This is a genomic window from Rickettsia endosymbiont of Lasioglossum villosulum, from assembly GCF_964026455.1.
Lineage (GTDB): Bacteria > Pseudomonadota > Alphaproteobacteria > Rickettsiales > Rickettsiaceae > Rickettsia.
Genome location: NZ_OZ032152.1, coordinates 1,464,055 through 1,478,952, shown reverse-complemented (window position 1 = coordinate 1,478,952; position 14,898 = coordinate 1,464,055). Strand labels below are relative to the sequence as shown.

Here is a 14,898-nt window from a genome sequence, read left to right as displayed (position 1 = left end):
GCATAGGTTAGTTTTACTCCTGTCACCCCGTGAATAAATCACAGGGTCTAGTTAAAAAATACTAATATTATTAGTATTTTTTATTGTTCTTCTGGATTCCGTGGTTAAGCAACTAGATGACTACCTTAGGGCGTTTTTCGATCCACGCTGGCAATGCCTACACGGGATGACCAAAGTGGAACTGATCTACCCAAGGAATGCCTCCTCGCAATGACGCAAAATACTGTTATGGAATTAGGACACTAATTGAAACTCAAATTTCAAGAGTTAAGCGATGTATCGGTTTATCTCTATTAACTAAAAAAATATCATCACAAAAACGTGAACAATTGTTATTACCATCGCTCAATACTTAATTTATACCGTTATTAACTTGACGGTGCCGAAATTAGGCTATATATGGAACAGAAAGGCAACAAATGCATATGAAATCACGAGAAGAGTTTCTAATCATGAGAAAAACATCTTGCTAAATACAGAATATAAGCAAAAATATGAAGAACAACAAAAGTTAAAAAATTTAACAGAAGCATACATTTAGATTTTAAATATCTGTAAGATTAAATCTTCGGGCTGTTGAAAAAGTCTACAATGATTTAAATATATTACAAAATATAAACTCTTAGTTTACGCTAAAATGCGTTTATTTAGTAAAATTTTAAGTTATTACATAGAAAGGATTAGGTATAAAGCACTTTTTCAACAGTCCGTCTTAACTTCTACAGACCGATATTTTAGTTTTTTCTTAAGGACCATTAGATGAAAATAATTCTTATTATTCAAAATCCTACATTTAATTTATTTGAAAGTTTTTATAATGAAATTAAACAGGATAAATTCTTTGATGTACAATTTATACTTATCCCATGTGAAAATAAAAACTATGTATTCAATAATATCGAAGAGCTAGCTAATTATTTTGACGAAAGAAACATACCGTATGTAATGGGATATAACTCATGTTCAAAAGAGTATATAGATATTGAATCTTTTTCTCCTGATCTTGTTATATATCAAATTTTATACGATGACTATAGGCAATCCGAATTGTTTCATTCTACTCATGTTGCTCAGTACGCTCGCATTGCACATATTTCTTATGGTCTTAACATGATAAAACATACGGGTCTCTACAAGGGATTGTTAGAAAAAAATCCTTTTACAAAAGTAATGTGGAAAATTTTTGTAGAAAATCAATATATAGAAAAAGAAATCAATCAAAAAATGCCTGAAAAGGCAAAAGCTATAGGATACTTAAAATGTGAAAAATATTTACACAATTATGAAGATTTCCCAAAACGTTGGAGTCTTTCGAGAGAAAAATCTTTCAGAATAGTCTGGAAACCTAGATGGACAGGAACATCAGAGAGTTCTAATTTTTTAAAATATCTTGATTACTTTATTACTCTTGTTAAAACTGATAGTAATATTGACTTTGTATTTTATAGTCATCCATTGTTAGAATGGCAATTGGTCGAAAATACAAAAATTATGAAGCGTCATTCTTATAATATGCTTATTAAGGAATTATTGTGTTTAAAAAATTTTAGGATTGAAGATAGTGGAGATTTCTTAGATACTATAATGACTGCAGATTTGTACATAGGTGATTTTAGCTCTACTATGGCAGAGTTCTTTTTGACAGGAAGACCTATCATCTATACTCCTGTTAAAAGTTCTTTAAATGAAATTGGAAAAATGATGCAGCAAGGTATGTATACTGCGAATAATAAAGAAGAATTACATGGTTATATTATGAATATAAAAAATAAAAATGATCCTTTATCTTCCATTAGAAAGGATATTAAAAATATTGTAAGTTTGCCAGTTCAAAATAACCAATTTGCTCGCTATTTAGTAGATTATTTAAAAGGTAATCCTCCCCAAAAACAATCGATGGCACCGTCAAGTTAATAAAGGTATAAATTAAGTATTGAGCGAACGTAAGGGATGATATATAGAATAGCAGTAATAATTTATCTCTCAATTTTACCGTTGTACAAAGATTACTGGGTAATTATTCAGCTCCAAATTGTCATTTTACAGTGATGTTATTTTTGAGGGGTAGTCTTACTCCTATAACCCCGTGATTTATTCACGGGGTCCAGTTAAAAAATACTAATAAAATTAGTATTTTTTATTATTTTCTGGATACCGCAGGTACAAGCAACTAGATAACACCGAGTAGAGTAAATTATATAGCAATTTCAGCAAAACGTTATTAATTAATATCATGATGATCTTGCATATTGGTGTCTTCACCCATAGGTGGTACAAATTCAGCAACATCTGAAGTAGTTTGATTAGTTTCGCTTATTTCCAAACTTAGTGAGCTATTAAGTTCTCCTAATTGTTTAGTCAAGAATTCCAATTCTTTGTCAATATAATTACCCGAATCTGGTTTATTTAGTTTTAATAATACTCGCCGAGTAAAGTCTTGTATGAAACTTTCTCTTTTTGTTAATAAGTCATCTGTATTTATTTCACTAAACTGCCGTTCAATAATTTGACTATTAAACTGTGTAAATGCTTGTAAAAATATTTGTATATTTTGATGTTTAGCATTAGCCTCAGCATTATTAAAACATTCATTTGCCTCAATTTCTTGATGTAATTTAACTAATGAACAACCCTTATAAAAGTTATATAAGAAGATATTGTCAGCTTCCTTAGCATATTTTAAAGCTTCATCAAAAAAAGCTATAGATTCCTTATGATCATTTGTTTCTTCTGAATAATATAAAGCAAGACCTTTACAGTAATTAGCCTCGCCTGTTTTATTTAAATTGTCTAAAGCTTCTGCTTTTTCCCAATAAGCGTCTTGTAAACTGATCTTCTTTGGAGTTAAATATCCCTTGTCAGAAGTAATAAATTCGTCAAAATTTACAATAGCTTCTTCGTTTTTACCCATCCTTTTTAAAAGTTGTGCTTTATAATGATAAGTTTCAGTGACAATTCTATCGTTATCGCTCATATTTCTTTCATGAGTCATCAATTCATCATAAACTGCTATTGCTTTATCAAACTGTCCTGCTTCTTTTAAAATATTTGCTTTTTCCCAGTAAGCTACACATGAAAACTTATTATATTTTATGGCTTCATCAAGATTTTGCAAAGCTTCATCAATTGCTTTCAATTTTTCTAATAATAGAGCTTTATAACAATAAGCTTTTGCAAGAGATTTATTATAATAATCAAGTTGATTTTCAAACATCACTGTTGTACTTTCTGAAATTTGAAAATTATCTTTTTGTTTTATGGCTTTTATAGAATGCCATTGCTTTATCATATTGCTCTTCAATTTCAAAAACATTTCCTATAGCTAAAAATGGTTCAACATCAAAATTAAGATCAAAATGTGTTTTTCCACTCTCATACTTTACGTTTCCACATTCGAAAGCTTTCTTATAGGCAAACATTGCTGTTTGATAATCACCCTCATTAAATAATTTATGACCGGCTTGAAGATAGTGTTGTTCCTTAATTGCAACTTCTTTAAATCCTCGAGCATAAGGTGGCATATATTCATTTATTATGCTCAACATAGTTGCTACTACTTCACTATCATATGTATTTTCTAAACTTACTGATTCTTCCTTAATAATATTTGCTTCTTTTTCCTCTCTTAAATATTCTGCTCTTCTTTTTGCTTCTTGTGCTTCCATGATATTTTTTAATCTATCAACTTCTTCGTTAGTTAATTTCTTTTTCATAATTTTATCTAATTTTAATATATTGTGAGTGATAAAAATCTATTACTAACTATCGCAAGAAAAAGCAAGAAGTTTTTCTAATAATTCATCACTTCCCTATACAGAAATTCTTAAATATCTCGCCGAGGATTTCTTCAACATCAATAATGCCTGTAATAGCACCTATTCTACGCATAGTCATTCTGATATCTTCAGTTGCTAGAACTAAATCATTATCAAGGTTAAAATCTTTTAGATAGGCAAGAGCTTGCTTAAGGTGATGGCGATGGCGTTCATTTGTTATATAAGGCGTTTCAGTAAAACCTGCCATATTTTCAGCAATTTCTTCAATGTTTTTTAATATACTTGGTAAAGCTATATTGTTTTTAATTGAAACCTTTAAGCATCTATATTTATTTTCTATATTAAATATTCTATTTTCGGGAATAAGGTCAATTTTGTTTATTATTACAATAGTATTTTCATCAATCAAACCTGTTATATCTTCATTGACTGTAGAGTCTAAAGTCTCAGCATCGAACATCACAATTTTAATATCGGCTTTTTTTGCTGAATCTATTGCCCTCTTTATCCCCTCTTGTTCTATAACATCATTGCTTTCGCCTCTTATACCTGCTGTATCTTGCAAAATAATAGGGTATCCGCCTATATCCAAATGCCCCTCAATTATATCTCTAGTAGTACCTGCTATATTTGAGACAATTGCAATATCTCTTCGCATCAGGAAATTAAGTAGGCTAGACTTGCCAGCATTTGGTGGTCCTATAATTGCAAGCTTTAATCCACTTCGGAGCAACTCCCCTTTTCTGTTATCATTAAGATATTCGGATATTGTGTTTATAAGTGTTTTATGAGTATTTGTAACATCTTTTAATACACTTTCCGGTATATCTTCATCAGGAAAATCTATATATGCCTCAAGTAAAGATATAATCCGCAGCAATTGACTTCGCCAGCTATTATATAGCTCTTCAAGTGCTCCCCCTGCTTGCCTAATTGCCTGTTTATGTTGCATAATTGTTTCAGCATTAATTAAATCGGCAATGCCCTCTGCTGCAGTTAAATCGAATTTATTATTTAGAAAAGCTCTTTTAGTGAATTCCCCTGCTTCTGCCAAACGAACACTAGGTATATTCAGTAAAGCATTCGTAAGCATTATAGAGATGGCTTTACTACCGTGCGTATGAATTTCTACCACATCTTCGCCGGTAAAGCTATTAGGTGCTTTGAAATAAACAACCATAGCATTATCGATTAAGTCATTGCTTTCTGGGGAAGTAAGTTTTTGGTAATACATAAAGCGTGGTTTAAAATTAGATTTACCAGTTAGTAACTTTAAAACTTCTAAACTTTTAGCTCCAGAAACTCTAAAAACTGCTACCCCTGCTTTACCAAAGCTAGAGCTTTGTGCAAATATCGTTTCCATTTTTTTAATACTCCTAATATAAAACGATGTCACCTTAATAACTCTTCTACAAAGCTTTAAAGCAGAAGAGTATTGTTTATTAAATAATATATAATATAATAACAAATTAAATAAGCTATATTTACTTGAGAAAATCATGACGCCAAAAACACCTCTTTTAGATTCCGGTCGGTTAAACTGTCAAATACCAAACCATAAAGCTAAAATTTTAGAACTTAGCAAAAAACAGGAGTCAAATTCTTTATATGTCGAATTTATTGAAAAATTTTTAAGTTATATTCCTATTGATTATGATTTTGAGAATAAACAAAAACTATTTTTTGATTTTGCCGATGAAGCTTTTAACTTTTTTAAGTATAGAGAAAAAGGCGAGAGGAAAATATCAATAACAAATACTGTTATTGAAAACGATCCAGCAATAAATGTGTTAATATTGCTTGATAATAAACCGCATATTGTTGATTTTATCGTATGTCTTCTTAAGAATAAAGCACTGCAAACTAAATTTTTGTTGCATCCGGTAATAAAATGTACTCGTGATAGTAAAGGCAACCTAGAAAAAATACTAGAAAATTCAGCCGCAGAAAAAAAATCAGAATCTATATTACATTTAACAATCCTCGGAAATTTTGATGATAGTGCAGCTAATTTACTAACAAAAGCTATAAATGATAGGCTAGATGAGCTTGAGGAAAGCCATAATTCCTTGCCAAATATGCAGGCAAAGCTCCAAGATTTATCTAAAAATATAATCGATAATGAGAAACTGAATTCCGTAGAGGCTAAAGAATTTTTAAGTTGGTTACAAAATGATAATTTAATTTTATTAGGTACTATTGATTTTGAAGTAAATTCTACAAAATTAAGTAATAAGATTGGGACAACAAAAATATGGCAAGAAGTAAAAGATGAGATTGAAGACATTGTAAAATGTTCCGCTAGCCCATTATATCAAAACCAGCTAATAATACTTGGTAAAATAAATAGTGCCTCGCTTATTCATACAGATAATTTAATTGATTATATTTTAGTAAAGAAATTTGACTCTTTTGGTGAATATATTTCAGGAAGTATAATTTTTGGTATATATAACTCAAATATGTATTACCATTCAATAAGTAATATCCCAATTCTTAGGCAGAAATTTAACTTCGTAATAGGGAAAGCTGGTTTTGCATTGTCTGGTTATAATGCTGATAAGTTAAAAATTTTAATGGAGTCCTTACCTCGTGAAGCTTTAATTCAAATTGATCAAGGTGATTTATATTGCATGTGCTTACATATGCTTTCTAGTATGATGAGTAAGAAGCTTAAATTATTCATTCAATATGATTGGTCGAGTTCTTTTTTAAATATTATAATTTTCTTACCTAGAGAGCGTCTAACTTCTGAAATACATAACATGATAGATTGTTATTTAGCTGAGAAATTCGGCAGTAAAATCCTATCTAACTATATCACTGAAGTAGTAGGCAGCTTTTCTTATCTTTTTGTCACCCTTGAAGCACAAGATAAGCATAAAATAAATTTTGAAGCGGAAAAAATTCAGCAAGATTTAGATCGTATTTCTAGATGTTGGAGTGAAGATTTTTATTTGAAACTTTCTAAAAAATTTGGTGAATATCAAGCAGGAATTAATTTTAAATTATTTGATAATATTTTTCCTGCTGATTATAGGCAAAAATTTTCTCCTGAAATAGCTTTAACAGATATTGAATATTTAACTGAAGCAAGTAGGAATCAAAGACGCATGTTTAATTTGATTGCTACAGGTGAATCAGAATTTTATCTAAAAATATATAGTCCAGGAGTAAGTCTTGCTCTTTCTAATATATTACCACCAATAGAAAATTTAGGCTTTAGTGCAATCGACGAACAGAGCTTTGTAATTAAAGAAGTCGGTGAGATTAAAGAAAGCTGGATATATAATTTTATTTTAACTTCCGTAGTACCAGTAAAAGATAATATTCAAGAGCTAAAAATAAATGTTGAAGAAGCCTTAGACAAAATGGTTCTTGGCATGCTTGCTAATGACTCTTTAAGTAAATTAATAGTACTTGTCGGTTTTAACTGGAAGCAAGTTAAACTAGTCAAAGCTCTAACAAGATATTTACATCAAACAGGTTTTAGTTACGGCAAGGGTTATGTGCAATTGACACTTCTTAAACATCCTGAATATACGAAAAAATTAGTAAATCTATTTGATATAAAATTTAACCCTAAACATCTCGATCACGACTTCAAAGATATCAAAAAACAATTAAATGATTATTTATTAAAAGTTGAAGTAAGTAGTGAGGATAAAGTACTGCGTAGTATGCTTGGTATTCTTGAGGCTGTTACTAGAACAAATTACTATCAACCTAACAAACATTATTTTTCATTTAAGTTCGATTCCTCTAAAGTCCCCCATTTACCTCAACCGATCCCATTTGCTGAAATATTTGTTTATTCAAGAAGTTTTGAAGGAGTACATTTAAGAGGTGGTCCTGTATCACGTGGAGGACTTAGATGGTCAGATAGAGCAGAAGATTATAGATATGAAGTGCTTAGGCTTATGAAAGCACAAATGACTAAAAATTCTGTTATAGTACCTGTTGGTTCTAAGGGCGGTTTTTATCTTCACTTTACTGATGAGGGAATGAGTCGTGATGAATATATGGCAAAGGTCGTTGAGTGTTATAAGAATTTCCTTAGAGGTTTACTAGATATTACCGATAACATAGTTGATGGCAAGGTAGTACACCCTCAAGATATCATTATTTACGATAAGGAAGACCCATATTTAGTAGTTGCTGCCGATAAAGGAACAGCTTCATTTTCAGATTATGCTAATAGTGTTTCCAGAGAATATAATTATTGGCTTGATGACGCTTTTGCTTCAGGCGGTTCTGCCGGTTACGACCATAAGAAAATGGCTATTACCTCTAAAGGTGCTTGGATTTCAGTAACTAATCATTTCAAGACTTTAGGTATAGATGTACAGAAAGACCCTATCACTGTCACAGGGATAGGCGATATGTCTGGTGACGTGTTCGGTAATGGGATGCTTCGCTCGAAAGCTATTAAGCTAGTTGCTGCTTTTAACCATAAGCACATATTCATTGACCCAAGCCCTGATCCTTTAACAAGCTTTAATGAGCGTTTACGTCTATTTAATTTAAAAGGTTCTAACTGGTCTGATTATGATAGTAAGCTGATTTCTAAAGGCGGCGGGATATTTGAGCGTAGTAGCAAGTCGGTAAAATTATCACCGGAAATTAAAAAATTACTCGATGTAAATGATAGTGAAATATCACCTGAAGAGCTAATTAAAGCTATTTTAAAAGCTGAAGTTGATTTGCTATGGAATGGCGGTATAGGCACTTACATTAAAGCGAAAACAGAGAATCATTTAGAGATCGGCGATAAAGCGAACGATAATTTAAGATGTAATGGTGAAGAAATTAGAGCAAAGGTTGTTGCGGAAGGCGGAAATGTCGGTGTATCGCAACGAGGCAGAGTTGAGTATGCCAAAAAAGGTGGACGCATCAATACCGACTTTATTGATAATTCAGCAGGTGTTGATTGTTCTGACCATGAAGTAAATATTAAAGTTGCTTTTAGTAATTCTGTTGCTTCCGGTAAGGTTACTTTAGATGAGCGTAACAAGCTGTTAATTGATATGACAAAGCAAGTTGAAGAATTGGTTTTAGAGGATAATTATAAGCAAACCGAAGCAATAACGATTATGCAGTTATCGCCTACCTTAACAGTCAGTATATTCAGTCAGTTTATAGATATTTTAGAAGAAGAAAAAATATTAGTACGTGAGAATGAATTTTTACCAACTTCCGAAGAATTAAACAGAAGAGCCATAAACGGGGAAGTATTAACTCATCCTGAACTTTGCTTATTACTTTCATATAGTAAAAGATCGGCTTCTCATGAATTACGTAACTCAACCTTTTCTCATGATAAATATTTCGATTCTTATCTTGTAAATTATTTTCCTAAAATAATGCAAGAGAAGTTTCGTGAAGAAATTTTATCTCATCCTCTTAAGCATGAAATTATTAAAACTGTTGTAATAAATAAAATAGTTAATCAGCTTGGTGGACCACTTATTAGCATAACAAAACGTGAAACTGGTGCTCCTCTTTGCGACATAATAAGATCATATACTATTATTTGTGAAATTTTTGAACTTGATGATATATGGGAAAAGGTAAGCAATCTAGCTACTAATATCGATTATAACATTAAGATTGATATGTTTACTGAGATAACAAAATTAATGCGTCGTGGTATTTCTTGGGTTATCAAAAATTTAAAACATCCAATTAATATTAGTAAAACCATAGAAGAGTTTAAAAAACCTGCACAGAATCTAAGAGAAGTAGTAGGTAATTTACTAGCCGGAGAAGCAAAAATAAAGTTTGAAGAAAAGTTAAACTATTATGTAAGTAACGGAATAGACAAATCATTTGCTAAAGATATTCTTACCTTTGATAGTTTGATTTCGGTATTTGATATAATACATGTAACGAAACAAGTATCAGGTAATGATGAAGAAATGGCAAAAGCTTATTTTACAATCGGTAATATGTTTAGTTTAGACTGGTTACGTAAAACTTGTGATAGACAATTAAACGATTCATATTGGCGTCGTTTGGGTCTACAATCCTTAAAAGATGACTTATATGACAAACAACGTAGATTATTAATAAAAATTATTAATAAATCTCAAACAACTATTGATTTAGATTTATGGATTGATAATAATAAAAGTTTAATTAAGAATTTTCTTGATTTTATTAAAGAAATTAAATCTCAGGAAGTTATAGACTTAAATGTAATAATTTTAGTAAATAAAAAATTCGAAATATTTTTACAAAAACTTGAATAATTATGCCATCAATGCTTAAGCAGACCAGATTAGATTTGGGTAAAACCTTAAACCAAGTATCTCTAGATTTAAAAATTAGAAAAAAATATTTAATAGCTTTAGAAGAAGGGAAATTAGATGTTTTACCAGGGGAAGTATATGTAAAAGGTTACCTAAAATTATATTTAGATTACCTTAACATAAGAGATCGTAATGCTGAGCAGTTAGAAACTAAAAAAAATAATGAACAAGAAAAATTATTAAGTAGAAATAAAAATAAAGCCTTAGTAAATTATAGATATAAGAAGCAGTTGATATTTATGTCTATTGTAATGTTATCTATTATTATAATAATTTATCCATTTATAGAGTTAGCTTAAAAAATGAATAATGAAATATTAATGAGCTTAATGCAACAAGTAGAGTATAGGCTTGATAATCTATTAAATGTGCTTGCAAATAATCAATATGAGATCCATAGATTACAAAATGAAAATAATCAACTAAGAAATGATTATGTAAGAATATTAGATCAGATTAACATTTATGTTAATGAACTTGAAGAAATAAAAAAATTACAAAAATAATTATGGCAATTGTTACGATAACATTAAATAATAAAAACTTTCAATTATATTGTAATAGTGGTGAAGAGGAAAAATTATTATTTTTAGCAAATAAATTAAATGAAAAAATAAGCGAAATCAAAGCAGTAAATCCTGCTGCATCATTTGATTTGTTGCTTGTTATAGCCCTACTTAATGCTCAATCCGAAATAACACATCTTGCTAATAAGATTGAGACCAATAGTCTTCAAAAAAATTCCCAAGACGAAGAAAAATTTGCAGAAACCGTATCCACTATAGCAGGTTATCTAGAAAACCTTGCACGCAAGATGGAAAAGTGATATATTAACGTTTGGCTGCTTGGTTCGTGAGCTTAATATTAGCCTAGGACTACCACTAACTTTAGGACATCGTCCCTGTCTAATACTCATTTAAGTTTAGATATATGAAGTCCACCTTTACATAAAGGTCTTTGAAGGATTTTAAGTAACGACTAAAGCGGTCATTTGTCATCCCGTGGCTTGACCACGGGATCCAGCATAAAGCGAGAAATCGAGCTTTTAATATTCGTATTCTTTTACTAGATCCCGTGAATAAATCACGGGATGACAGAAGTGAAGTTGCCATGGGATGACACCGAAAATAACATTACACCTCTAAAATGAAACAAAAAAAATCTGCTAATAAAGTGCTTGGTGCTTTTTTAGGTACCATCATTGAATATTACGACTATAGCCTATACGGATTTTCTGCTGCAATTATTGCTGAAAAATTCTTCTCCCCTGCTACGGATCAATTAACAAAACTTGTAAATGTTTTTGCTGTATATGCTGTTGCATATCTGTCAAAGCCTCTTGGAGCTTATATATTTGGGCGTATAGGTGATAAATATGGCAGAAAAAAAGCTCTTAGTTTCACGATTATTGGCATTATAATCCCTACCTTAATAATAGGGTTATTACCTGACTACTCTACCCTTGGAGTTTGGAGTACGATAATCCTTGTTTTATGCCGTTTTATGCAAGGCATATTTATTGCAGGTGAGTATGATGGTGCTGCAATTTACGTTATTGAACATTTAGATCCAAAATACCAATTTACCGCTTCAGCTATCACTAGATGTACAGGAGTTATTGGATTATTATCGGGAATTGGGGTAACTAACTTCTTTAATGCACATATCTTTCCTGATTGGAGTTGGCGTATTCCATTTTTATTAAGCGTACCATTAGGGCTTGTAACTCTTTATTATCGTCAGAAATTCGATGAAACCCCTGAATTTAAAAAGGCTGGTAATAATAATTCTATTCAAAAATTTAATGTTTTGATCAGAAAACAATGGAAGAATATTTTGCCTCTCATATTTTTAGCAGGAGGTTTTGGGGCAACATATCAAATTGCGATCATTTTCATGAAGCAATATTTACCGCTTGTGCTGCCTGCAACCGGCGTTATAATGAGTTCCTTTTCGGTATTAGTAGTATTATGCTTTGCTGTTTTTATGCCAATCGCCGGATTTATTGCCGATCGTATTCGTGTTAATATAGTATTAAAAACTGCCCTCATATCTACCATTATAGCAAGTATAATTTTTACGATAGCGGTAGAGTATCAAATGACTAATTTGGGGCTTTTTGCTAGCTTAATGCTAGCTGCTTCAGTTGCTCCGTTTAATGCTCTTGCTCATAGCGTGGTTATTAAATCTTTTGCAGTTAGAGAGCGTTATCGTGTCATAAGTTTTGGGCATACTATAGGCTCGATGCTAATGTCTGGTACTGCTAATTATGTATGTCTATTGGTAATAAAAAAATATAATTTTACCCTATTCCCTATTTTATATATTTGCATTTTCAGCGTACTAGCTTACTCTATGACTGGGTTATTTGATCGTAAAACAAAATGAAAAATCAATTAAGATTTCTTTTTAAACATCTCTAGCATTCTTTTTGTGACTATGAATCCGCCAAAGATATTGATAGATGCAAGCAGCGTTGCAAAAATCCCTAGCAAGCCAGAAAAACCAAAAGCACTACTACTTGCTGCTATCATAGAACTTAACACTATAATACCTGAAATAGCGTTAGTGATTGACATAAGTGGAGTGTGTAATGCTGGAGTTACTTTCCATACTACATAATAGCCTACAAAAGAAGCTAGTACAAAAACTGTTACAGCAAACACTAAAGGATCAATAGTAGAAGCTGCAACTTGCAAGCTGCCATCTATCACTAAATCTTTTAATTTATCTGATAGTTCTTGGGTATTTTGGGCAATTTCACTAGCTTGCTTAGCTATTATTGGTAATTGATTCATATTTTTTCTCTTAAAATGTTGTTTAACGTCGTGAGTTAAGCTTACTGTGTCATCCCGTGGAGGCATTGCCCACGTGGTCCAGTAAAATAATAAAAAATACAAATAAAAAAAGCTCGATTTATCTCGCTTTATGCTGGATCCCGTGGTCAAGCCACGGGATGACACAGATAAAGCCTATTTACCCAAACTTCTCGTTCACAATTTTGCCATCCTTAGTAACCAACATAGACTGCACTAACTCATCATCCATATTAAGTTTGCCGTCTTGGAGTGCATAATTTAAAAAATTATATAAATTCTTAGAATATAATTTTGAGCTATCAGTTGCAATTTTAGCAGCAAGGTTTGATAAGCCTATTATAGTAACGCCATGTTTAGTAATGATTTTATCGAGTTCCGAGCCTTCAACATTTCCACCCGTTGCGGTTGCTATATCAACAATAATCGATCCATGCTTCATTGATTTTAGCATTTTGTCTGTAACAAGCAAAGGTGCTTTTTTTCCAGGAATTTGTGCAGTAGTAATAACTATATCATAGTTTTTAATGATTTTTGCTAAAAACTCTTCTTGCTTGACTTTATAGCTTTCAGAGCTTTCCCCAGCATAACCTGATTTATCTTGTAGATCCTCTTGCAGTTTTGGCGAAACAAATTTAGCCCCTAAACTCTCTACTTGTTCCTTTGTTGCAGATCTTACATCGTATCCTGCAACGACGCTACCAAGTCTTTTTGCTGTTGCAATTGCTTGTAGCCCTGCAACACCGATACCAAGTATTAGAGTTTTACAAGGTGAAACAGTGCCTGCTGCTGTCATCATCATTGGAAAAGCTTTGGTATAATGATAGCTCGCTTCAATTACCGCTCTATATCCTACTAGGTTACTTTGTGAAGATAGAGCATCCATATTTTGAGCTTTGGTAATTCTTGGTACTAATTCCATTGCAAAGCTAGTAAGATTTTTTTTAGCTGCTGCTTTGATATATTCGTGATTCAAATAAGGCGATAGAAGCCCGATAATAACAGCCCCTTTTTTGGCAAATTCAAGCTCGCTATATTTATCGCTAACAGGCGATGGTTGAACCTTTAATATAATATCAGCATCAGAAATAATTTCGAGTGGTACAGCCGATATTTTAGCACCTACTGCTATATATTCTTTATCAAGAAAGCCAGCATAAACCCCTATATCTTTCTCGACAGTAACGGCAAAGCCTTTTTTAACCAAAAGGCTAGCTACTTCAGGCGTTATAGCAACTCGTGTTTCGTGCTTTACTTTTTCTCTTAAGGCAACAATTTTCATAAATACTATTTGTTTTAAGTATATAACTAAGGTATTTTAAACATAATTTACAATATAAAACAATGAAAATGAAAAAGATATTTTTTTTAATTATCGTTTATATTTTTACAAATTCGATTGCGGCATTTGGATCAGATGATAAAGCGGCTATTTTAGAGCTAAAAACATATTTGAGTACGATGAAATCGATTGCAGTAGATTTTACACAAGAAGATTCTAAAGGTAATATAACTCAAGGAAAATTATTGATCAGTAAGCCTTATAACTTCAGATGTAATTATTACCCTCCTTTCCCTATAATTATAGTAGGTACTAAAAATTTTGTATCAATGTATGATTATGATATGGAGCAAGTAAGCCGTATTGCTAGGGATGAAAATATATTTAATTTTTTACTTGAGGATAATGAAAATTTCGACAAAGATTTTGTAGTTGAATCATTTGTTAATGAAAAAGAGTTCCCAAGGATTAATATTTATCACAAAGTAACAGAACGACATAGTGAAATTACTTTAAATAAAGCTAATAAACAAATTGAGTTGCTTAAAATATTTGAGGATACTAATGTAGTAACCATTAAATTTGATAATATAGTCAAAGTACAAAAATTTGATGAAGATTTATTTAAGTTAAAAAATCCTGAAATATTTGGTCCACCTAATAGGTTAACAAAATCAGAAATAGAAAAAAAATATGTTGTTTCTTCTAGCTAA

The 14,898-nt window shown here is 31.3% G+C and carries 12 protein-coding genes; 7 read left to right on the top strand and 5 right to left on the bottom strand.

Translation table 11 applies throughout. The features are described from left to right. The first annotated feature begins 759 nt into the window (after positions 1-759). Positions 760-1,914 carry a hypothetical protein gene (locus AAGD49_RS07350; protein ID WP_341788572.1) on the top strand — a complete coding sequence of 385 codons (1,155 nt, stop codon included), beginning with the start codon at positions 760-762 and terminating at the stop codon, positions 1,912-1,914. Between the two features lie 307 nt (positions 1,915-2,221). Here the strand turns inward: AAGD49_RS07350 and AAGD49_RS07345 are convergent, their stop codons facing one another. From AAGD49_RS07345 to mnmE, 3 genes are all read right to left on the bottom strand, one after another. After that, a complete protein-coding gene (locus AAGD49_RS07345; RefSeq protein ID WP_341788571.1) occupies positions 2,222-3,289 on the bottom strand; it encodes a hypothetical protein in 1,068 nt (355 codons plus the stop codon). Continuing rightward, the gene (locus AAGD49_RS07340; RefSeq protein ID WP_341788570.1) at positions 3,243-3,713 is read right to left on the bottom strand and encodes a hypothetical protein; all 471 of its coding nucleotides are present in this window, start codon (positions 3,711-3,713) and stop codon (positions 3,243-3,245) included. The genes AAGD49_RS07345 and AAGD49_RS07340 overlap by 47 nt, the downstream gene beginning before the upstream one ends. An 88-nt stretch (positions 3,714-3,801) precedes the next feature. After that, positions 3,802-5,139: a tRNA uridine-5-carboxymethylaminomethyl(34) synthesis GTPase MnmE gene (gene mnmE / locus AAGD49_RS07335; protein ID WP_341788569.1), complete on the bottom strand. Its 1,338-nt coding sequence runs from the start codon at positions 5,137-5,139 to the stop codon at positions 3,802-3,804. Positions 5,140-5,275: 136 nt separating this feature from the next. On the opposite strand from mnmE, the gene AAGD49_RS07330 reads away from it, so the two are divergent. The 5 genes from AAGD49_RS07330 (at position 5,276) to AAGD49_RS07310 (ending at position 12,475) form a co-directional block, all read left to right on the top strand. Next, a complete protein-coding gene (locus AAGD49_RS07330; RefSeq protein WP_341788568.1) occupies positions 5,276-10,027 on the top strand; it encodes an NAD-glutamate dehydrogenase in 4,752 nt (1,583 codons plus the stop codon). A 2-nt stretch (positions 10,028-10,029) separates the two neighbouring features. Continuing rightward, the gene (locus AAGD49_RS07325; protein ID WP_341788567.1) at positions 10,030-10,386 is read left to right on the top strand and encodes a helix-turn-helix domain-containing protein; all 357 of its coding nucleotides are present in this window, start codon (positions 10,030-10,032) and stop codon (positions 10,384-10,386) included. A gap of 3 nt (positions 10,387-10,389) precedes the next feature. After that, complete coding sequence (locus AAGD49_RS07320) at positions 10,390-10,593, top strand: hypothetical protein (protein ID WP_012151542.1); 204 nt, start codon at positions 10,390-10,392, stop codon at positions 10,591-10,593. Between the two features lie 2 nt (positions 10,594-10,595). Continuing rightward, positions 10,596-10,913 carry a cell division protein ZapA gene (locus AAGD49_RS07315; RefSeq protein WP_341788566.1) on the top strand — a complete coding sequence of 106 codons (318 nt, stop codon included), beginning with the start codon at positions 10,596-10,598 and terminating at the stop codon, positions 10,911-10,913. A gap of 320 nt (positions 10,914-11,233) precedes the next feature. Beyond that, positions 11,234-12,475 (top strand): MFS transporter, encoded by a 1,242-nt coding sequence (locus AAGD49_RS07310; protein WP_341788565.1) that lies wholly within the window; start codon positions 11,234-11,236, stop codon positions 12,473-12,475. 8 nt (positions 12,476-12,483) lie between these two features. Here AAGD49_RS07310 and AAGD49_RS07305 read toward each other — a convergent pair whose 3' ends face one another. Then, positions 12,484-12,885 (bottom strand): NAD(P) transhydrogenase subunit alpha, encoded by a 402-nt coding sequence (locus tag AAGD49_RS07305; protein WP_341788564.1) that lies wholly within the window; start codon positions 12,883-12,885, stop codon positions 12,484-12,486. A 178-nt stretch (positions 12,886-13,063) separates the two neighbouring features. Continuing rightward, positions 13,064-14,185, bottom strand: coding sequence for an NAD(P) transhydrogenase subunit alpha (locus AAGD49_RS07300; RefSeq protein ID WP_341788563.1), 1,122 nt, complete (start codon positions 14,183-14,185; stop codon positions 13,064-13,066). A 68-nt stretch (positions 14,186-14,253) separates the two neighbouring features. Here AAGD49_RS07300 and AAGD49_RS07295 point away from each other — a divergent pair, with 68 nt between their 5' ends. Next, entirely contained in the window at positions 14,254-14,898 is a 645-nt protein-coding gene (locus AAGD49_RS07295; protein ID WP_341788562.1) for an outer-membrane lipoprotein carrier protein LolA, read from the top strand.